The sequence below is a fragment of the Acinetobacter sp. NPDC052428 genome (genome assembly GCF_044547685.1).
In the GTDB taxonomy this organism is placed as follows: Bacteria; Pseudomonadota; Gammaproteobacteria; order Pseudomonadales; family Moraxellaceae; genus Acinetobacter; species Acinetobacter lwoffii_G.
On record NZ_JBIUAT010000016.1, the window covers coordinates 17,962 to 36,618 of the forward strand.

Sequence of the window (18,657 nt, forward strand, 5' to 3'; positions counted from 1 at the left end):
CGTCAGGGTTGAAAGAATGGATGCATGTGAATTGACACAAAGGTTGCAGCAACGCTTACGTTTTTCCAAGCGTATCCGATCTGCGCATGCTGCCGTGTTGATTGCAATTACAGATGAAGCTGATCCGAAAGTATTGCTGACGCGCCGTTCAGCTTATTTGAATAATCATGCCGGAGAAGTCTCATTTCCGGGTGGCAAGCGCGATCCGCAAGATACCAGTAATATTGTGGTGGCTTTAAGGGAAGCCTATGAGGAAACGGCATTGAACCCCTTTGATGTGCATTTAATGGGTGATTTACCCATGCAAAAAGCCCGCAATGGCATGCTGGTCAAACCGATTGTGGGACTGATTCCTCCGCAAGTGAAGCTGATTCCACAACCGACGGAAATCGACCGGATTTTCTTTGCCTCATTGCAGCATTTGCTTGAAGTGACACCTACGCCTTATGAAGTTCGCTTTGCCCAGCAATCTTTATATTTTCCGAGTATGCGGGTAGAAAATGAAGTGGTCTGGGGCTTGACCGCACGTATGCTGATTTCTTTATTTCAATATGGGCTGGATTATAAAAAAGACTGGCCATTCTTGCTTAATTCTCCAACGTTTAAACGCTCCAAATTTTTTTAACCATTGAACAGGATTTTATCAATGTTGTACAAATTTCAGGGACACTTACCTACCGCTACACATCAGCCCTGGGATGGCTGGGTGGCACCAACGGCAACAGTGATTGGACAAGTTGAGCTTGGACGACAAGTCAGTGTCTGGTTTGGGGCTGTAGTACGTGCAGATAACAGTAAAATTAAATTGGGTGACTTTAGTAATGTGCAGGAAAATGCCGTGCTGCATACGGATGCCGGCATCGAGATGAATATTGGCAATTATGTGACAATTGGGCATCAGGCTATGTTGCATGGCTGTACCATTGGAGATAACAGCCTGATCGGAATTCAGGCCGTCATTCTGAACCATGCCGTGATTGGCAAGAATTGTATTATTGGTGCCAATGCCTTGATTCCGGAAGGTAAGGTGATACCCGATAATTCCGTGGTGATGGGCTCACCCGGTAAAGTGGTAAAAATGCTGGATGATGACAGTATTCAAAAATTAACAATGAGCGCCATGCATTATGCCGAGCATTTTCAGAAATTTCAGGATTTGGAAGAAGTGCAACTCTAAGGCACTTTTTTAATGATTGAATCATAAGCCTAGATTTTCTAGGCATTTTTGTATCTGTTTCGGGAAAATCTCGCGTAGCGGATATGAGTGGAGTATCATATCCGCGTTTTTTATATTCTCTGAATTAAGGTTGTGCATGAAAGTGCTGGCATTGGAGACTGCCAATGAGCAGTGTTCCGTTTCTGTAATCGATGATACTCAAGAACTATTTTTTCAGCTTGATGCGCGCGCCAAGGCACAAACGCAAACGATTCTCCCGATGATTGAACAAGGTCTGCAAGATCTTGGGCTGGCCATTGCTGATTTGACCGCGATTGCCTTTAGTCGTGGTCCGGGTTCTTTTAGCGGTGTGCGTATTAATGCTGCCGTGACTCAGGCCTTGGCTTGGTCAAATGATGTGCCGGTAATTCCGGTGTCAACTTTGCAGGCTTTGGCACAAGCAGCCTATCGTTTACACGGCCTCAAGGAAGTGTCTGCGGTATTGGATGCCCGCATGAGCGAAGTCTATATCGCGAGCTATCAACTGGATGCGAAGGGGATTATGCAACCGGTCGATGATGAGCAACTATTAAGTTATGCAGAAGGCAGCCAAGCTGTGCGCTTTACCCCGGTTGGCTCAGGTGCTGAACTGGTACAAAGCGAAACTTCAATTTATAAAGATGTGCATGCGACCGCACAGGATATTGCTAGCATTGCACGTGCAGCGGCGCAAGCAGAAAACTGGGTCAGTGCAGAATTGGCATTACCCGTATATTTACGCGATAACGCGTGGAAAAAAATTCCAGAACAAGGCAAAGCATAATTAATTAGGATAAAGCATGGATCTTTTACTGCTACTCAAAGCGGCCATCATGGGTATTATCGAAGGCATTACCGAGTTTTTGCCTATTTCCAGTACCGGCCATTTGATTTTGGCATCAGAATTAATGAATTTCTGGACCAAGGAAAAGAGTGATGTATTTGTCATCGCGATCCAGATGGGGGCAATTGCTGCCGTTATTTATGAATATTGGGCACGTCTTTGGGGTGCAGCGACCGGGATTGTCAGCGGTGAACCGCAAGGTCGCCGTTTAGGCATTGGCCTGATTCTGGCTTCTATTCCGATTATATTGATTGGTCTGACTTTGGGACAAACCGTCAAACAATTACTGTTTAATGATATTGCCATTGCCATTGGTTTGATCGTCGGTGGTTTGATCATTATCTGGATTGAAAAGAATCCACCACAAGTCCGTGTCCATGAAGTTGAAGAACTCAGCATTAGAGATGCGATCTGGATTGGCCTGATTCAGGTTTTATCCTTGATACCGGGAACTTCCCGTTCAGGTGCAACCATTATCGGTGCGATGTTCCTGGGGGTGTCACGTAAGGCCGCTACTGAATTCTCATTTTTTCTGGGTATTCCGGTGATCATTGGCGCTGGTCTGCTAGACCTTTATCAAAGCTATGATGTCTTAAATACCACTGAAGACTGGACCGTGATCGGGGTTGGGCTTCTGGTTTCCTTTATCTCGGCATTGATATTAATCCGTGCGCTTGTCGCTTATGTGGCCAAACGCGATTTTATGATCTTTGCCTGGTATCGTATTGCTTCGGGTCTGCTGATTTTATTATTTGCCTATACAGGTTGGAAATTATGGTAAGCGCGATTCGCTTATATGCCGAATCTGACGATCAAGAGAAAGCACAGCACTTCGAGGCTGTGCTTTCTTCTCGTGGGGTGCAGGTTGAGATTGAAACTGTTGAAAAACTCAATGCACGTTTTTTCCGTTTAAATCCTGAACTGGCCCTCTGTGTCGATGCTGACGGACTCTGGTTATGTGCCAACGGCATGAAGATGCAACCGGACTGGCAGGCGGAGACCGGACGGTTAAAACGCGCATCTTTGAAATCGGAAATGATTGCACGCGCCTGTAATTTAAATGAAAAACCAAATTTGGTCGATGCGACTGCGGGTCTGGGACATGACAGTCTGTTGATGGCGCATTTAGGTGCGAAAGTCACCCTGGTTGAACGGCATCCGATTCTATTCACCTTGCTTGAAGATAGCCATACACGTGCCCAGTCGGACACATTCCTGAGTCAGGTCGTATCACGGATTCATTTGGTTTTTTCTGATTCAGCCGATTATCTGCAGCAACAGGCCCAGCAGCATCAAATTGTCGATGTGGTTTATCTTGATCCAATGTTCCCACAGCGTGATCAAAACCAGCAGGCAGCCAAAAAGCAGGCGCAGGTCAAAAAACAGATGCAGCTGTTACATATGTTATTGCCTGAAGATGGTGAAATGGATCTGGGCGACAACTTACTGGAACTGGCGCAGAAAATTGGCAAGCGTGTCGTGGTCAAACGTCCGCGTCTCGCGGTATTTCTGGCCGGAAAAGAGCCAAATCATCAATGGCAAGGCGATGCTTGTCGCTTTGATGCGTATTTTCAGCATGAACTTGTAGCTGAATAAGATAATGGCTTCTTTATTAAGCAAAGATTTGTTATATATTTAAAATTAGCATTGATTAAATGCTTATCAAGCATAAACTTATTCAGCACATTAGCGAGCCACTCATCTCCTTGAAATCCTATGATCGACTTTAAACCCTCCATTAATTTTTGGCACGATTTTAAGAGCAACCAAATTGCCGGGATGTGGTTATTTCTGGGGTCGAGGCGTTCTTTACAACTGGTCCGTCCATCCATCATGCAACTGGTGTTCTGGGGGATTTTGGGTGGCTGCGCCAACAGTTTGTTTAGCTGGCTCAGTTCAGGCCGTATGGGAGATTTTAACTCTCAAGGTCTGATCAGTTATGCACTTTGGCCTTTCATTGCCCTGATTGTCGGTATTTTTCTGTCACAGCGGGTCAATAATCCACGCTTGATGCTAGTGCCAGCCTTGTTATGGCTGGTGTTAGATACCCATATCATGCTGTTCCAGTGCCTGATCCAGTATCTGGGTGATCTGGATTATCTGCCGTATATCCTCTACGACTATATTCCAACGCTCTTTGTCATGCTATTTGTCTGGCAAAGTCTGGCAGTGGTCTGGGTGATTTCACGTGAATTAAAATGGCCGTGGTGGGAACGTGCGCTGATTATGCTGGCAACCTTGTTTACCTTGGTAGTCTGGCAGATTTCAGTCAAAGATCAGCCGATCTGGAAAGTCGAAGAAATTCCACCGAGTTTTGCCGAAGATGCTTTCTATGCCCAGCCAACTCTGCTGAACAAAGCGCTGGAAAATATCGAATATGGTGAATTCGCACAGTCGCACTGGTATTTCATGGGGGTGGCCGGAGCGAGCTATCAGGATGTATTCCATTCTGAAGTTGAGCGGATTAAAGAACAGTTTGATACCCGTTTTGGTACTTTTGGCCGATCGATTGCCTTGGTCAATCACCCAGCGACACGTACCACCATGCCGATTGCTTCCAAAACCAGTATGGAGCTGGCATTACGCCGTATGGGGCAGCAGATGAACCGGGAAAGTGATGTGCTGTTTTTATACATGACCTCTCACGGTTTGCCGAATGTGTTTGAAATGGAAAATGCACCGCTGGATCTGGCGCAGGTTGATCCAAAATGGTTGCGTGAGACACTGGATGCATCAGGCATACGTTGGCGCGTGATTGTGATCTCGGCATGTTTTTCAGGCAGTTTTGCTTCTGCTTTGCAGAATGACAATACCTTGGTGATTACGGCTTCGGCAGCCGACCGTCAGTCTTTTGGCTGTTCGAATGAAGCGGATTATACCTATTTTGGCCGTGCGTTCTTTGATGAAGCCATGCGTGAAAATAGCAGCTTGCAAAGTGCTTTCGCACAGGCCACAGATACCGTAGCAAAATGGGAATCAGCTCAAGGTTTTGAGCCATCAGAACCGCAATGGGTGATTGGCAAGAATATGGAATTGATGTTGCCACAACTGGAGCAACGTTTATTTCCACAGACCAGTACGGCGACACCATCTCCCTAGATCAATGTCATCCACAGACCGGTTGCAATAATAAGGAATAGCCATGGAACTTATACAGAACAATAGAAGCTTTGAAGGTGAACAGCGGATTTATCGTTTTGATTCACGCTATCTTAAAACACCGACCAAGTTTGGCATTTTTCTGCCGCCTCAAGCTTTAGAAGGTCACAGCTGTCCTGCATTATTCTATTTGGCAGGTTTGACCTGTACCGAAGAAACCTTTGCCATCAAGGCGCATGCACAGCGTCTGGCGGCACAGCTCGGTTTGATCCTGATTACACCAGATACTTCGCCACGTGGTGAAGGTGTGGCAGAAGGCGATAACTGGGATATCGGTCAGGGGGCAGGTTTTTATATCAATGCCACCCAGGAGCCATGGGCTGAACATTACCAAATGGAAAGCTTCATTGTGGATGAGCTTTATCCACTGGTGACTGAGGAATTCGTGATCCATTCTGGCAAGATCGGCATCTTTGGTCACTCTATGGGCGGTCATGGCGCATTGACCTTGGCATTCAAATATCCAGAAAAATTCAAATCTGTTTCAGCCTTTGCACCGATTTGTGCACCGAGCCAGTGCCCATGGGGAGACAAAGCCTTTTCGAATTATCTGGGTACTGAAAAAGAGGAATGGCTGAAACATGATGCGACCGCTTTGGTTCAGGAAAAGGGTGCATTATTTAGCGATATCCTGATTGATCAGGGTTTTTCGGATCAGTTCTATAGTCAGCTTAATCCAGCCTTGTTTCAGCAAGCTTGTGATGCGGTGAACCAGCCGCTAACTTTGCGTGAACATCAGGGCTATGATCATGGGTATTACTTTATTCAAAGTTTCGTAGATGACCATTTGCAATTCCATGCCGTGCAGCTAAATCCTTAAAGCAAGACTGCACACATCTAGCAGTACTAAAAAGATTAAAAAACCTCCAAAATGTTTTTACATTCTGGGGGTTTTTCTTTTAATATCAGGTGTATAAAAGTATAAAAAATTGGGGTCGTCATGCAGCAGACAGCAGACGGTATTCGTGCTAGTGAGCCATTATTTCCAGCTGCTTCAAGTTTTTCGACTGAAGCCATGCCTTCGGTCAGACCGAAATATCAGCGTTATGGATTCAGATTTCATGGCAGTGCATCCGAATATTTTGGTATCTGGATGGTGAATCTGATGCTGACCATTGTGACATTGACCTTGTACAGCCCTTGGGCCAAAGCACGCCGTATGCGTTATTTCTACGGCAATACCCAATTTTTAAAACATCGCTTTGACTTTGTGGCCATGCCGAGCCGGATCCTGCTGGGTCGTCTGTTTGCACTGGAACTATATCTGGTTACCGTCGTACTGACCAACTATTCAATCCTTGCTACCAGCTCTTTATTGATGGTCGCTGCGCTATGTCTACCGTGGCTTATTCGGATGACCCTGAAATTCAAGGCCCGAAATAGCAAATATGGCAATGTGCGCTTTTATTTTAATGGCAGCAACCGCGAGGCTTATAGGGTCTTATTTCTAGCCATCCTGATCAATATCTTTACTTTGCTGCTGTTTAGTCCAGTGATGATCTGGCTCTACAAATGCTATTGCTTTAATCATTTATCGATTGGTCAGTTGCAATTCAAGCTGAATATTAACTGGTCCAAGTTTATGTCTGCCGTTTATCTGCCCTTGAGTCTTTGCCTGCTGGTTGGTATTGGCTGGCTTGCAGCAGTGGTGTACTGGGTGGATCGGATTGGAACCAATTTGTTTAGCCTAGGTTTACTGCTTAGCTATCTGCTTTGCCTGGCGCTGGTCTGGCCGGTCATTTCTGCACGTTTATACCTCATTACCTGGAATCATGTGGAGCTTGGTCAAAGTTACTTCAAAACACGGGTAAGCACCTGGCGTTATAGCTGGATTGTGCTGAGCAACTGGATGGTACGTGTTCTTAGTCTGGGCTTAATGACGCCTTGGGCTGCCATCTGTTTATATGAATATCAGTTAAAACACTTAGAACTATATGTGGCTGAAGATGAAACCAATCTTGAGCATATCTTGCAACCTGACCCGAGTGCTTTGGCCGATGAAATCCTGGACGTATTTGATTTCGATGCGTCGCTATAGGAGTAAATGTGATGAAACGACCTGTCGAATTTAAGTTTTATGATGGAATTCTCGCTGAAGCCCGTCGTGCCTGGATTGTACCGGATCAGCAACAAGGGATTGCCTTGAAACTTGATGAGGATGTTCCAGTACAAGTTAGCGCTGCAGATTTTTATTTTTCTTATCCGGACATGGCTTATATTGGGGGTGTCGGTGGTCGTAAACCGATTATTGAGCTGCCTGAAGAACGTCGGATTGAGTTTTTAAGCAAAGCGCCGCATTGGCTCAGGATTAAACATAAAGATATTTATCATGCGATCTGGGAGTTTGAACGTTCACCAATCCTGATTTTCTTTTCCATGATCATCGTGATTAGTGCAGTGATTATTATTTTAAAATGGGGGATTCCTTATAGCGCCAAACAGCTGGCAAAACTCCTTCCGGAGCAGACTCTGGTTGAAGTAGGCAACCGAACAGAGCAGCAGTTAATTGCCCAGACCCAACCAAGTACACTACCAGAAGAACAGCAGATGCGATTAAAAACTTTGTATGAACAAAAGATTGCTGTAGAAAAACCTGTAAAAATTATTTTCCGTCAAGGTGGATCAAGCATGGGCATGAATGCCGCAGCCATCCCGAATAACACCATTATTGTGACTGATGAACTGGTGAAAATCAGCGGCACCGATGAGGAAGTCCTCGCAGTACTGGTCCACGAACAAGGCCATCTGGTACAGAAGCACAGCATGCAAAAAGTGATTTCTAATCTGGGTGTGGCGGGACTGTTTGCCTTGGTAACTGGAGATTTAAGTGATGTGGTCACCGCATCTGTAGTGGTCCTGACCGATGCCGGATATTCGCAGGCGATTAACTGGATGCCGATGACTATGCCATGCAGCATTTGCATCAACAGCAGATTTCCAGTATTCACTTGTCTAACTTTTTGCAGCGGGTGGAAAATGCCAGAATACTGGCAGAGGAATCGCAAACCTTAAAAATGAAAAATTTCACTCTCAATATTGATGGAAAAGACCGGCACCTGACAGAAACTGAACTGAAATGGATTCGCCTGATCGGGAAGTTTAAAAAATATCTGGAATCCCACCCCGAACTGGATAAAAGAATTGAGCGTATTCATGCCTTTAATGATCAGGCGGATCATCGTATTTAGCTTCTGATCATTGCTATGCATTGATCATCAAGGCTTTTTAGTTTCTATCTTTGCCAGTCGGCAGTCAGATTTTCCTGTCCCATACGGATCAGATGATCCAGAACCACATTTTCAAGTTTATTCAGGTCAGTAGATTCATCTGTGATTTGAATCGTTACGGTAAGATGATCTGCCTCGGGTGTCAGACTCACTTCTGCACCTGGAAAATGAATCAGGAAATTTTGTTCGGTTTCATCAATATTAAATTTATGTTTCCAGTGATTGGCCAGGCGTTTGGCAATTCGTGCTGCTTGTTGCGTCTGGATATGGGCAATACTTTTCATCAGTTTTCTACACTATTCATCATTATCCTGCACTTTAAACCAAGCGGTGATGCCGGCATAAGCCTCAAAGCGTTACACAGCGTTTTAATCTTGCAACATCGAATCACAGTAGCCGGAGCGGATTTGATATAATGGGAAAAATCCAATTTCAACAAGCCAGGTTCTCCCATGTCCAAGCCTTATTTAATTGCCCCTTCTATTTTATCTGCTGACTTTGCCCGTTTAGGTGAAGAAGTCGAGAATGTGTTGGAAGCAGGTGCAGACGTTGTCCATTTTGATGTCATGGACAACCATTATGTACCGAACCTGACTTTTGGTGCAGGTGTTTGTAAGGCCTTGAAAAATTATGGGATCAAGGCGCCAATTGATGTGCATCTGATGGTTAAGCCGGTAGATCGCATGATCGGAGATTTCCTTGAAGCGGGTGCTGATATCATTACTTTCCATCCGGAAGCGTCTGATCATATTGACCGTTCTTTACAGTTGATCAAATCAGGTGGTGCAAAAGCAGGTCTGGTATTTAACCCGGCAACACCGCTGCATTACCTGGATTATGTGCTGGATAAAGTCGATCAAATCCTGCTCATGAGTGTGAACCCGGGCTTTGGTGGACAGAAATTTATTCCAATGACTTTGGATAAATTGCGTCAGGCACGCAAACTGATTGATGCTTCAGGTCGTGATATTCGTCTGGAAGTCGATGGTGGTGTTACACCGAGTAATATTCGTGAAATTGCTGAAGCGGGTGCCGATATGTTTGTAGCGGGTTCAGCTATTTTTGGCAAGCCAGATTATAAAGCTGTGATTGATGAAATGCGTGCAGAGTTAGCCAGAGTAGGACAGATTCAACTCTAATCGCTAAAACATCAGATGCGCATAAATATGTGGATAACTTTATGGATAAGTGTGTAGATATCTATGTTGATAACCATATGGATATGTTGCATAAAATGTAATCATTTGTACCGTGGTTGATTGTGATTTAGACAATATTTGTATAAAAAGAACTCAAATTGGGTTCTTTTTTATTACATATAACCCTTATGTTTAGTGGTTATTTGTTAATCAAGAGTTAATAATTTAACCAAGTAAAAAATGATCAATGTCTCGCATATTTGTGTTTCATTATGTAATTACTCCAGACAAAGTTTAAATTTAATTGATGTGTATAACTTAATATTCTGAGTCCATTCTCATGTAATTGTTGTGGATGAATTGCCCGATTATTAGAACTATTTCTGACTTGGCATTTTCAACATCTACCATAACCAGAATAGCCATGAATGTCGTGAGGATTTGAGTAAGGCAAAGTTAAGTTGTATCTCGATAAGTCATGTTTTGTAAAAATAGCCAGATTGCTGCAAGCTGATTTTATCAAATTTTTATACCTAGGAGGAACGACCTCCCTTGTGAATTGCATATCGGAATTTACAGGAAAAATCGTCAGGACGGCCTGATTCTTATATAAAAGGAGGAGGGCTGCATGGCCTGGATCGTACTTATTCTTGCGGGTATTTTTGAAATCGTTTGGGCATATTCGATGAAGCTGTCTGAAGGCTTTACAAGACTCACCCCAAGTATTATTACCATTGTCTTCATGGTACTCAGTTTTGCTTTGCTGGCTTATGCGATGCGCACTTTGCCGCTAGGGACAGCTTATACGATTTGGACCGGGATTGGTGCAGTGGGTTCATTTCTCATCGGTATTTGGGTTCTGGGTGAACCTGCTACAGCATTGCGTATGCTGGCTGCCGTACTCATCATTTCCGGTCTGGTTTTGATGAAAGTATCCTCTTCATAATTTGTTTCTGTCTGTCTCGATGAACTGGGTTAATATAGAAAATGAACTATAGTGATTGGGACAGGGTGCCATCATGAACTTAAGTTATCTGTATATGGATTCTCCCGTAGGACAGTTACGACTGGTCGCGAATAAAACCGCGCTGGTGGCTGTGCTTTGGAATTGTGAACAGCCGAATCGGGTGAAACTGGCGACCTTGGTTGAAGATCCGCAGCATCCGGTCTTAATTGAAACCAGACGTCAGCTTCAGGAATATTTTGCTGGTCAGCGCAATGTTTTTGACCTGCCTTTGGACTTCGCCGGTACTGATTTTCAGAAAAAAGTCTGGCAGGCGCTACTGAATATTCCCTACGGACAGACGCGAAGCTATCGCGACATTGCTGAACAGGTGGGTAATATCAAGGCTGTACGCGCCGTGGGTGCAGCCAATGGCAAAAACCCGATTTCGATTATTGCACCCTGTCATCGGGTGATTGGTCGCAGTGGCAAGCTGGTAGGATTTGCCGGTGGTTTGGATAAAAAAGAAATCCTGTTAAATATTGAGCGGACGCATTCATAAATCTCTTTTATAAATCAAAAAATGATCGTTCTATTCATTTTAAAATGAATATTAAAAGTTCCTTCTCCCTCTGGGATAAGAAGCACTGCTTAGCAAGGAGATGAGGGGGTAAAAACCTCTCCCTCGCCCTCTCCTACAAGGAGAGGGTATTTCCTTTGTAGTGATTATAAAAAATGATTTATGAAAGAACTTTAATATCTAAAAATTTAAAACAAATGAAAAATTAGAATATGGATGTTCTGCTAGTAGAAATTAATCTATTCATACTTTGTGATTGGATTTATTTCGAAGTGCTATTCAAAACAGCCTAAGCAGTCATAAGCTTTTACGAGCCCATAAAAAAGCCTTTGAATGATTCAAAGGCTTTTTAGTTTTAAATATTTGAAGCTTTCAGTTTTTCGGTAATCTCGGCCAGAACTTTAATCCGTTTTACTTCATCCCATAATGCTTTGGCTTCAGGATAATGTTTCGACATCATGCCCAGCCATTGCTTGTAACGGCCGACCATCCCGATCTCAGTTTTGGCTGGGCCGTTGATAAAACGAATTTGCAGTTGCAGTAGTTCATTCCAGTTCATCAAAGGTGCATCCGAGTTTTGACGGATACATTGGGTCAGGTCGGGTGTAGTCACTGCACCACGGCCAATCATCAGATCTTCGCAACCGGATTCCAGACGGCACTGTTTGGCATCGGTATTGTTCCAGATTTCACCATTGGCGATCACATTGATCTTAAGTGTCTCACGAATCGGTTGTAGCTGGTCCCAGAATGCGGGCGGAGTATAGCCATCGGCTTTGGTGCGTGCATGAACGGTAACCCATGCTGCTCCTGCATCTTCAATGGCATGGGCATTTTCCAGCATGAAATTACGGTCCATATAACCCAGACGCATTTTGGCGGAAACCGGAATATGCGCAGGCACTGCATCACGCACGGCTTTAACCAGCTCATGCACGACTTCGGGTTCATCGAGCAGGACTGAACCACCACGATGACGGTTCACGGTTTTGGCCGGACAGCCAAAATTCATGTCAATTGCCGGTGCGCCCATGGCTGCCACTTTGGCGGCATTCGCTGCTAGCATCTCCGGATTATTTCCTAAGAATTGGACATGTACCGGTGTACCTGCCGCCGTCTTGCCATCATTCAACAGTTCCGGGCAGTAAGTATGATAAATATGATCGGGCAGAAGGGAATCGGTGACACGGATAAACTCGGTCACACACCAGTCAAAGCTACCTACGGATGTCAGCACATCACGCATAATCGGATCGGTTAAGCCTTCCATGGGAGCAAGCACAAGTTTCAACGGTGCACACCTGTAAATTTAAAACGGTGTTATACGTTTTTTTAGGCAGCCTGTCTAGGCTGGATGGGAATTGAATGATGAGTACCTGAAAATTGAACTTTTTGGGCGGATATAAAAAGGCCCTTAACAGGTACTCTTTCTAGTAGAAAGCGTATAAAATGAAAGAAAGATGTAAGTATACCTTTGAATATCCAGCCATTTTAGTCAGCCAGTTTCTCGACTTTCATACTTTCACGATAATACTGACAGCCCTTGTACAACAGGAAGCAGCCAATCAATCCGGCAATCGCATTGACGATCGAGATCGAGTTACCCACCATTAAGGTATTCTGGAAATATTTATCCGTGATTAATGCCACAGCGGTGGTTCCGACGCCTAAGGCAATCAGGTTTGAAACCAGTAGGAACTTGGCAGATACCTGTGCGCGTAGCTGATTCGGTGTCAGCATTTGCGTGGCAGCTGCCGATGCAGGAATCGGGAAAGTGGAGAAGAACATCGCCACAAAAATCAGCGCAAATGAAAGCTGCATATTATCGACCTGAGTAAATAGCACACTCGGAATAATCAGCGCTGCACAGCCGATGGCACCGGTACGAATTGCAGCATCGCTATAGCCACGTTTCGAGAAGAAGTCGATCAGCCAGCCACAGAACAAGGCACCTGAAGTATTCGCGACCAAAATAATCGTACCGAGGATATAACCGGTTTGACTCGCATCCAGACCGAAATTACGCATGTAGTAGGCAGGTGCCCAGCCCAGCAGGGAATACAGCATCATGGTATAAAAAGAAAAACCAATAAAATGACAGAAGAAGGTCTTTTTATGTGTCTTGATAAAACCGATCGAATTTTTGAAAGAGGCTTTAATGACTTGGCCATCCTGACCGACTTTCATCCCCTTACGTGCAGGTTCACGCACCGTCAGCACCATGAGTAGGGCTAGTAATACGCCTGGAAGACCCACAATCATAAAGGTAAGTTGCCAGGTTTTCACTTCACCAATGAGGGGTAAGGCTACGAAGCTGACATCTTTTAGCAGGCCAATCACATAGCCGCCAATCAGGAAAGCTAGGCCCGAACCAATAAAGGCACCAATCGCATATACACCGAGTGCACGGCCTAATTTATCTTTCGGAAATAAATCGGCAACGATTGAATAAAAGGCAGGGGAAAGCGCAGCTTCACCGGCACCCACACTCAGACGTGCAATAAACATTTGAATAAAGTTTTTACTGAGGCCACAAGCCGCTGTAGCGAGACTCCAGAATGCAATCCCGGTTGCAATAATTTTAATCCGTGACTTTTGATCCGCCAATGCGGCAATGGGCAAGCCCATAATGGCATAAAATAAGGAGAAGGCCAGACCCTGTAACAGACTAAACTGAGTATCGCTCAGCATTAAATCGGCTTTAATCGGTTCAATCATGAGCGATAAAATTTGACGGTCTACAAATGACAGAATGTAAGCCACCATACAAATGACCACCACATACCATTGATAGGTGCTGCTTTCCGGTGGCGGTTCAATCTGTTCAGACAGCGGCAAAGCCGTTTCTGTCGGTGTAGGCTCAAAATTTTGATTTGTTGGTTGAATCGTCCTTTCAACCATTTCTAGGTTCAGCGATTTATCATTCATCATGCAACATCCTGTGCTGATCGTTTGAGATATTTATTTGATACTTTTAATATGCTTGTTATTTTTATATTGTATCGTATTTAATTAATCTAGAGCCTAAATAGAGAGACGTCAATCTGTTTTTAAAAATAGATACAAATAATTTTTAAAGGCAAAAAAAAGGAATCATAATGATTCCTTTTTTTGAGTTTAAATTTTTAGCCACGCTCAACCAGCGTTAAAATATCGTAGGTTGCAACCAGTTCATTGCGTTGGTTTTTTACTTTAATATCCCAGACCACGACACCATGTGGCTTCTGTGCCGGATCGCGCAGTGCTTTTGGAGTTTTCTGCTTACAGGTCAGTTCTACCTGAATGGTATCGCCAATTTTCACCGGTTCTACAAAGCGCAAGTTGTCCATGCCATAGTTGGCAATGACTGGGCCCTGGGTGGCATCAACGAATAAACCGGCTGCGGCGGACACCACGAAATAGCCATGTGCCACACGTTCACCAAACAGGGATTCTGCTGCAGCAATCTTGTCCATATGCGCATAGAAGTGATCACCGCTCAGGCAGCCGAAATTCACCAGATCCGCTTCGGTCACGCTACGTCGTGCAGTCAGTAAACGCTCGCCTATACGCAATTCATCAAATGATTTTTTAAAAGGATGCACGCGGTCTTCAAAGACCTGAGCGCCGGCCGTCCAGCTATGGCCGACTTGGGTCATGGCATTTGGTGAACCTTGAATCGCAGTACGTTGCATATAATGTTTGACAGCACGTAAGCCACCGAGTTCTTCACCGCCACCGGCCCGTCCTGGCCCACCATGCACCAGTAAAGGCAATGGCGAACCATGTCCGGTACTTTCTTTGGCACTTTCTGCATCGAGAATATGGACACGACCATGCCATGGTGCAATTTTGCTGAGCAGTTGTTCAATATTTTCATCGGTATTGCGTACGATGGATGCCACCAAGCTACCTTCGCCACGTGCCACCAGGTCAGCAAGCTGAGCCAGGTCAGTATATGGCATTAAAGTCACTACAGGTCCAAAGGCTTCAATCTTATGGATATTTTCTGCCTGAGCTGGCACTTTGCATACCAGGACTGTGGGTGGATAACATGCAGACTTTTCAGCGCTTTGTACTTGAATCTTAAAGTCCTGACGCAAGTGGCTACCGAATACGATCTCTGCATCCTGGCTGAGCTGTTCAACTTTTGCCGCGACATCATGTTTCTGTTTGACGCTGGCCAAAGCGCCCATGCTGACACCTTCTTGAGCAGGGTCACCGACAACCACTTTTTTCAATTTTTCAATCAGGCGACTTTGTACGGTGTCCAAAAGTTCAGCCGGAATGAACGCACGACGAATTGCGGTACATTTTTGTCCGGCTTTAGAGGTCATTTCACGGAAGACTTCACGGACAAATAAATCAATGCTTTCGTCATTGGCTTGTTCAGTCAAAATCGCGCTGTTGACTGAATCTGCCTCCATGGTGAATGGAATAGAGTAGGCATTGAGGTGCGGATGAGAACGGAGTTTTTGTCCTGTTGATGCTGAACCGGTAAAGGTGACCGTATCTTGAGGATTTAAATGATCAAATAAATCATAAATCTGACCGCAAATCAGCTGAAGTGAACCTTCTGGTAAAAAGCCGCTTTCATGAATAGCTTTGACCACGGCGTGGGTCAGCTCGGCACCTTCTGTTGCCGGTTTGACAATACAAGGTACGCCCGCCAGTAACGTGGGCGCTATTTTTTCCAGCATGCCCCAGATTGGAAAGTTAAAGGCATTGATATGCACTGCGACACCGGCTTTAGGACTCAGTATATGTTTGGCGCCAAAGTTGCCTTGCTTGGATAGCGGAATCCATGCATCTTCAACCCATGCGGTTTCATCACTCAGTTCGCGGCGCACTAAACTTGAATAGGCATATAAGGTTCCAATCCCGCCTTCAATATCAATCCAGGCATCTTTACGGGTACAGCCGGTCGCCTTGGCAAGCTCATAAAAGTCTTCTTTGCGCTCCATCAAATACTGTGCCACTTGCTTCAGTGCATTGGCACGTTGATGAAACGTCCATGTGGCAATAGTCGCGCCTTTTTGTTTGGCATACTTCACCACGGCTTGGGTATCGATGCCCTGACTACCGACCTGATAAACCGCCTCACCGCTAATGCCATGATAAACCGTACGTAAATCGGCTTGCGCTGTGTATTCCTGGCCGTACACCAGTGAAGCTAAGCTTTTGATGACCATAGGATTATGAGTTGATTCAGTATCTTGATAATCCATTGCGCTTGAGCCGCTATCTAACTCTAACATTGTAAAACTCCATTTATGATACGTTTTGAGAGGTATTTTTAATTTTGATGTTTCATAATTTGTGTTGAAAAATTGAAAATGTCAATCATAAATCTGTGTTTAAAAATGAGTAACAATAAAATAAAAAATATTAAATGATATAAAACATATATTTATAGAAAATAAGGGATAAAAACTAAATGATACCAATAAATAGATATTGATTTTAATTACGTATCGTTTTAATTTAAGTGTATCAACACTTGGGATAAGTGAGGGAACAATGAATAACCAACAACAAATCTTCGATCAAAAGATTGAAAAGGATATTTCCATAGAGCCGAAGGACTGGATGCCAGACGCTTATCGTAAGACTTTGATTCGTCAGATCGGTCAGCATGCACACTCTGAAGTGGTAGGCATGTTGCCGGAAGGCAACTGGATTACCCGTGCACCGACCTTGAAACGTAAAGCCGTGCTGATGGCAAAAGTCCAGGATGAAGCTGGTCATGCGTTGTATCTGTACAGTGCTGCAGAAACCCTGGGTGCGGATCGTGACGACATGATGGATAAGCTGATTGCCGGTCGCATGAAATATTCTTCAATTTTTAACTATCCAACCCTGAGCTGGGCCGATGTCGCCGCGATTGGCTGGCTGGTGGATGGTGCAGCAATTGTCAATCAGGTTGCACTTTGCCGTACGTCTTATGGTCCTTATGCTCGCGCTATGGTGCGTGTGTGTAAAGAAGAAAGTTTCCATCAGCGTCAGGGCTTTGAAGCCATGATGGAATTGGCCAATGGTACGCCGGAACAAAAGCAGATGGCACAGGATGCAGTGAACCGTTTCTGGTGGCCGGCACTGATGATGTTTGGTCCAAGTGATGATAATTCACCGAACAGTGCGCAAAGTATGCAGTGGAAAATTAAATTATTCAGCAACGATGAGCTACGTCAGAAATTTGTCGATAACACCGTGTCGCAAGTCTTACAGCTGGGTTTAACCGTTCCAGATCCAGATCTTAAGTTTAATGAAGCCACCGGACATTACGAATTTGGTGAAATCAATTGGGATGAGTTCTTTGCGATTCTTGCAGGCAAGGGACCTTGTAACCATGAGCGTATTGAAGCACGCCGCAAAGCCTGGGAAGGCGGCAAGTGGGTACGTGATTCCGCAGCCGTCTATGCGCAAAAACAGCAGCAACAGTCAGCAGCACAAAAAGTTGCTTAAAACAGTTTGATCAATATAAGGAAATTTGCTCATGAATAACAAAAATAATTGGTCACTTTATGAAGTGTTTGTGCGTAGTAAACAGGGTCTGAGTCACCGTCATGTCGGCAGCCTGCGTGCACCGGATGAGGAAATCGCACTACAAAATGCCCGAGATGTCTATACCCGCCGCAATGAAGGGATCAGTATCTGGGTGGTGAAATCTGAACTGATTACCTCTTCACAGCCAGATGAAAAAGCAGAATTTTTTGAACCCGCTTTGGACAAGGTTTATCGCCATCCAACCTTTTATAACATTCCAGCTGGCATCGAGCACATGTAAAGGGAAAGGTGAAAAGGTGAAGATTATGACAAATCAAGTATTGGCAGAATTTCTTTTACATGTAGGCGACAGTCAACTGATCCTGTCACATCGTTTAGCAGAGTGGTGCGGTCATGCACCTGAACTGGAGCTGGATATTGCCTTAGCCAATATCGGACTGGATTTACTGGGTCAGGCTCGTACTGCTCTTAGTCTGGCCGGTGAAGTGGAAGGACAGGGCCGTGATGAAGACAAGCTGGCTTATTTCCGTACCGAGCGTGAATACCGTAATTTGCTGCTGTGTGAACAGCCGAATGGTGACTTTGCCCAGACCCTGGTACGCCAGTGGTTGATGGATCACTACCACGCTTTATTGTTTAGCGCCTTAAGTCAAAGTCAGCATGCTGAACTAGCTGCGTTTGCAGTGAAATCCCTCAAAGAAGTGAAATATCACCAGCGTTTTTCCACCACCTGGATGGAGCGCCTAAGTTTAGGTACAGCAGAAGCGCATGAAAAAACCCAGCAAGGTTTAAACCAGTTATGGCGTTTTACCGAAGAGCTTTTTGTCCTGACGGCAGCTGAAAAACAACTAGTCGATACCGGTGTAATTCCGAATATTGAAAACTTAAAAGTCCAGTGGCTGGAAACAATTACAGCCGAGTTAACTCGATTTGAACTCACCCTACCAGAGCTGGGTGCTTATCGGAGTGGGGCTAAACAGGGTTTACATACAGAACATCTCGGTTTTGTTTTGGCTGAACTGCAATACATGCAGCGCTCATATCCAAACATGAACTGGTAATTCGGCACAATCACAGGGAGTGA

General features: G+C 44.7%; 20 protein-coding genes. 16 read left to right on the forward strand and 4 right to left on the reverse strand.

All coding sequences use genetic code 11. The annotated features are described in order from the left end of the window. Nucleotides 1-16: 16 nt before the first annotated feature. The 10 genes from ACIG3F_RS09895 to ACIG3F_RS09940 all read left to right on the forward strand — a co-directional run bounded on the left by ACIG3F_RS09895 (nucleotide 17) and on the right by ACIG3F_RS09940 (nucleotide 8,386). Entirely contained in the window at nucleotides 17-625 is a 609-nt protein-coding gene (locus ACIG3F_RS09895) for a CoA pyrophosphatase (protein ID WP_004279164.1), read from the forward strand. Between the two features lie 24 nt (nucleotides 626-649). Next, on the forward strand, nucleotides 650-1,177 hold the full coding sequence (locus tag ACIG3F_RS09900; protein ID WP_171054296.1) for a gamma carbonic anhydrase family protein: 528 nt from the start codon (nucleotides 650-652) through the stop codon (nucleotides 1,175-1,177). Between the two features lie 136 nt (nucleotides 1,178-1,313). Then, a complete protein-coding gene (gene tsaB, locus ACIG3F_RS09905; protein ID WP_247143843.1) occupies nucleotides 1,314-1,979 on the forward strand; it encodes a tRNA (adenosine(37)-N6)-threonylcarbamoyltransferase complex dimerization subunit type 1 TsaB in 666 nt (221 codons plus the stop codon). Nucleotides 1,980-1,995: 16 nt separating this feature from the next. Next, entirely contained in the window at nucleotides 1,996-2,820 is an 825-nt protein-coding gene (locus ACIG3F_RS09910) for an undecaprenyl-diphosphate phosphatase (RefSeq protein WP_004279167.1), read from the forward strand. After that, nucleotides 2,814-3,635: a class I SAM-dependent methyltransferase gene (locus ACIG3F_RS09915; protein WP_396469951.1), complete on the forward strand. Its 822-nt coding sequence runs from the start codon at nucleotides 2,814-2,816 to the stop codon at nucleotides 3,633-3,635. The genes ACIG3F_RS09910 and ACIG3F_RS09915 overlap by 7 nt, the downstream gene beginning before the upstream one ends. A gap of 120 nt (nucleotides 3,636-3,755) precedes the next feature. Next, nucleotides 3,756-5,138: a C13 family peptidase gene (locus tag ACIG3F_RS09920; protein ID WP_071851394.1), complete on the forward strand. Its 1,383-nt coding sequence runs from the start codon at nucleotides 3,756-3,758 to the stop codon at nucleotides 5,136-5,138. 43 nt (nucleotides 5,139-5,181) lie between these two features. Beyond that, on the forward strand, nucleotides 5,182-6,018 hold the full coding sequence (gene fghA, locus ACIG3F_RS09925; protein WP_396469952.1) for an S-formylglutathione hydrolase: 837 nt from the start codon (nucleotides 5,182-5,184) through the stop codon (nucleotides 6,016-6,018). A 120-nt stretch (nucleotides 6,019-6,138) separates the two neighbouring features. After that, nucleotides 6,139-7,236 carry a YjgN family protein gene (locus ACIG3F_RS09930; RefSeq protein WP_396469953.1) on the forward strand — a complete coding sequence of 366 codons (1,098 nt, stop codon included), beginning with the start codon at nucleotides 6,139-6,141 and terminating at the stop codon, nucleotides 7,234-7,236. An 11-nt stretch (nucleotides 7,237-7,247) separates the two neighbouring features. After that, a complete protein-coding gene (locus tag ACIG3F_RS09935) occupies nucleotides 7,248-8,210 on the forward strand; it encodes a M48 family metallopeptidase (protein WP_396469954.1) in 963 nt (320 codons plus the stop codon). A 2-nt stretch (nucleotides 8,211-8,212) separates the two neighbouring features. Beyond that, nucleotides 8,213-8,386, forward strand: coding sequence for a hypothetical protein (locus ACIG3F_RS09940; protein ID WP_396469955.1), 174 nt, complete (start codon nucleotides 8,213-8,215; stop codon nucleotides 8,384-8,386). Between the two features lie 44 nt (nucleotides 8,387-8,430). Here the strand turns inward: ACIG3F_RS09940 and ACIG3F_RS09945 are convergent, their stop codons facing one another. After that, the gene (locus ACIG3F_RS09945; RefSeq protein WP_396469956.1) at nucleotides 8,431-8,709 is read right to left on the reverse strand and encodes a DUF2218 domain-containing protein; all 279 of its coding nucleotides are present in this window, start codon (nucleotides 8,707-8,709) and stop codon (nucleotides 8,431-8,433) included. 168 nt (nucleotides 8,710-8,877) lie between these two features. Here ACIG3F_RS09945 and rpe point away from each other — a divergent pair, with 168 nt between their 5' ends. From rpe to ACIG3F_RS09960, 3 genes are all read left to right on the forward strand, one after another. After that, nucleotides 8,878-9,564 (forward strand): ribulose-phosphate 3-epimerase, encoded by a 687-nt coding sequence (rpe, locus tag ACIG3F_RS09950; RefSeq protein WP_396469957.1) that lies wholly within the window; start codon nucleotides 8,878-8,880, stop codon nucleotides 9,562-9,564. A 628-nt stretch (nucleotides 9,565-10,192) separates the two neighbouring features. Beyond that, nucleotides 10,193-10,510: a quaternary ammonium compound efflux SMR transporter SugE gene (gene sugE / locus ACIG3F_RS09955; protein ID WP_004279177.1), complete on the forward strand. Its 318-nt coding sequence runs from the start codon at nucleotides 10,193-10,195 to the stop codon at nucleotides 10,508-10,510. Nucleotides 10,511-10,583: 73 nt separating this feature from the next. Next, nucleotides 10,584-11,069, forward strand: coding sequence for a methylated-DNA--[protein]-cysteine S-methyltransferase (locus tag ACIG3F_RS09960; protein ID WP_396469958.1), 486 nt, complete (start codon nucleotides 10,584-10,586; stop codon nucleotides 11,067-11,069). 373 nt (nucleotides 11,070-11,442) lie between these two features. Here ACIG3F_RS09960 and ACIG3F_RS09965 read toward each other — a convergent pair whose 3' ends face one another. The 3 genes from ACIG3F_RS09965 to paaZ all read right to left on the reverse strand — a co-directional run bounded on the left by ACIG3F_RS09965 (nucleotide 11,443) and on the right by paaZ (nucleotide 16,324). Beyond that, on the reverse strand, nucleotides 11,443-12,378 hold the full coding sequence (locus ACIG3F_RS09965; protein WP_396469960.1) for a tRNA-dihydrouridine synthase: 936 nt from the start codon (nucleotides 12,376-12,378) through the stop codon (nucleotides 11,443-11,445). Between the two features lie 200 nt (nucleotides 12,379-12,578). Further along, nucleotides 12,579-14,018, reverse strand: coding sequence for a spinster family MFS transporter (locus ACIG3F_RS09970; RefSeq protein WP_396469961.1), 1,440 nt, complete (start codon nucleotides 14,016-14,018; stop codon nucleotides 12,579-12,581). A 194-nt stretch (nucleotides 14,019-14,212) separates the two neighbouring features. Then, nucleotides 14,213-16,324, reverse strand: a complete 2,112-nt coding sequence (paaZ, locus tag ACIG3F_RS09975; RefSeq protein ID WP_396469962.1) for a phenylacetic acid degradation bifunctional protein PaaZ — start codon at nucleotides 16,322-16,324, stop codon at nucleotides 14,213-14,215. Nucleotides 16,325-16,586: 262 nt separating this feature from the next. Between paaZ and paaA the strand changes: the two genes are divergently transcribed. From paaA to paaC, 3 genes are read left to right on the forward strand one after another with little or no spacing between them, the layout of a single operon-like run. Then, a complete protein-coding gene (gene paaA, locus ACIG3F_RS09980; RefSeq protein WP_004646055.1) occupies nucleotides 16,587-17,531 on the forward strand; it encodes a 1,2-phenylacetyl-CoA epoxidase subunit PaaA in 945 nt (314 codons plus the stop codon). A 31-nt stretch (nucleotides 17,532-17,562) separates the two neighbouring features. Next, nucleotides 17,563-17,853: a 1,2-phenylacetyl-CoA epoxidase subunit PaaB gene (gene paaB / locus ACIG3F_RS09985; protein ID WP_005095899.1), complete on the forward strand. Its 291-nt coding sequence runs from the start codon at nucleotides 17,563-17,565 to the stop codon at nucleotides 17,851-17,853. A 25-nt stretch (nucleotides 17,854-17,878) separates the two neighbouring features. After that, nucleotides 17,879-18,634: a 1,2-phenylacetyl-CoA epoxidase subunit PaaC gene (gene paaC / locus ACIG3F_RS09990; protein WP_396469963.1), complete on the forward strand. Its 756-nt coding sequence runs from the start codon at nucleotides 17,879-17,881 to the stop codon at nucleotides 18,632-18,634. Nucleotides 18,635-18,657: the final 23 nt, after the last annotated feature.

Excerpts from the sequence above, each read along its gene's own strand:
- ACIG3F_RS09910 (WP_004279167.1), top strand. The coding sequence starts at position 1,996 with ATGGATCTTTTACTGCTACTCAAAGCGGCCATCATGGGTATTATCGAA.
- ACIG3F_RS09945 (WP_396469956.1), bottom strand. The coding sequence starts at position 8,709 with ATGAAAAGTATTGCCCATATCCAGACGCAACAAGCAGCACGAATTGCC.
- ACIG3F_RS09940 (WP_396469955.1), top strand. The coding sequence starts at position 8,213 with ATGAAAAATTTCACTCTCAATATTGATGGAAAAGACCGGCACCTGACA.
- rpe (WP_396469957.1), top strand. The coding sequence starts at position 8,878 with ATGTCCAAGCCTTATTTAATTGCCCCTTCTATTTTATCTGCTGACTTT.
- fghA (WP_396469952.1), top strand. The coding sequence starts at position 5,182 with ATGGAACTTATACAGAACAATAGAAGCTTTGAAGGTGAACAGCGGATT.
- ACIG3F_RS09895 (WP_004279164.1), top strand. The coding sequence starts at position 17 with ATGGATGCATGTGAATTGACACAAAGGTTGCAGCAACGCTTACGTTTT.
- ACIG3F_RS09970 (WP_396469961.1), bottom strand. The coding sequence starts at position 14,018 with ATGATGAATGATAAATCGCTGAACCTAGAAATGGTTGAAAGGACGATT.
- ACIG3F_RS09930 (WP_396469953.1), top strand. The coding sequence starts at position 6,139 with ATGCAGCAGACAGCAGACGGTATTCGTGCTAGTGAGCCATTATTTCCA.
- ACIG3F_RS09915 (WP_396469951.1), top strand. The coding sequence starts at position 2,814 with ATGGTAAGCGCGATTCGCTTATATGCCGAATCTGACGATCAAGAGAAA.
- ACIG3F_RS09960 (WP_396469958.1), top strand. The coding sequence starts at position 10,584 with ATGAACTTAAGTTATCTGTATATGGATTCTCCCGTAGGACAGTTACGA.
- ACIG3F_RS09935 (WP_396469954.1), top strand. The coding sequence starts at position 7,248 with ATGAAACGACCTGTCGAATTTAAGTTTTATGATGGAATTCTCGCTGAA.
- paaA (WP_004646055.1), top strand. The coding sequence starts at position 16,587 with ATGAATAACCAACAACAAATCTTCGATCAAAAGATTGAAAAGGATATT.
- tsaB (WP_247143843.1), top strand. The coding sequence starts at position 1,314 with ATGAAAGTGCTGGCATTGGAGACTGCCAATGAGCAGTGTTCCGTTTCT.
- paaB (WP_005095899.1), top strand. The coding sequence starts at position 17,563 with ATGAATAACAAAAATAATTGGTCACTTTATGAAGTGTTTGTGCGTAGT.
- ACIG3F_RS09920 (WP_071851394.1), top strand. The coding sequence starts at position 3,756 with ATGATCGACTTTAAACCCTCCATTAATTTTTGGCACGATTTTAAGAGC.
- paaZ (WP_396469962.1), bottom strand. The coding sequence starts at position 16,324 with ATGTTAGAGTTAGATAGCGGCTCAAGCGCAATGGATTATCAAGATACT.
- sugE (WP_004279177.1), top strand. The coding sequence starts at position 10,193 with ATGGCCTGGATCGTACTTATTCTTGCGGGTATTTTTGAAATCGTTTGG.
- paaC (WP_396469963.1), top strand. The coding sequence starts at position 17,879 with ATGACAAATCAAGTATTGGCAGAATTTCTTTTACATGTAGGCGACAGT.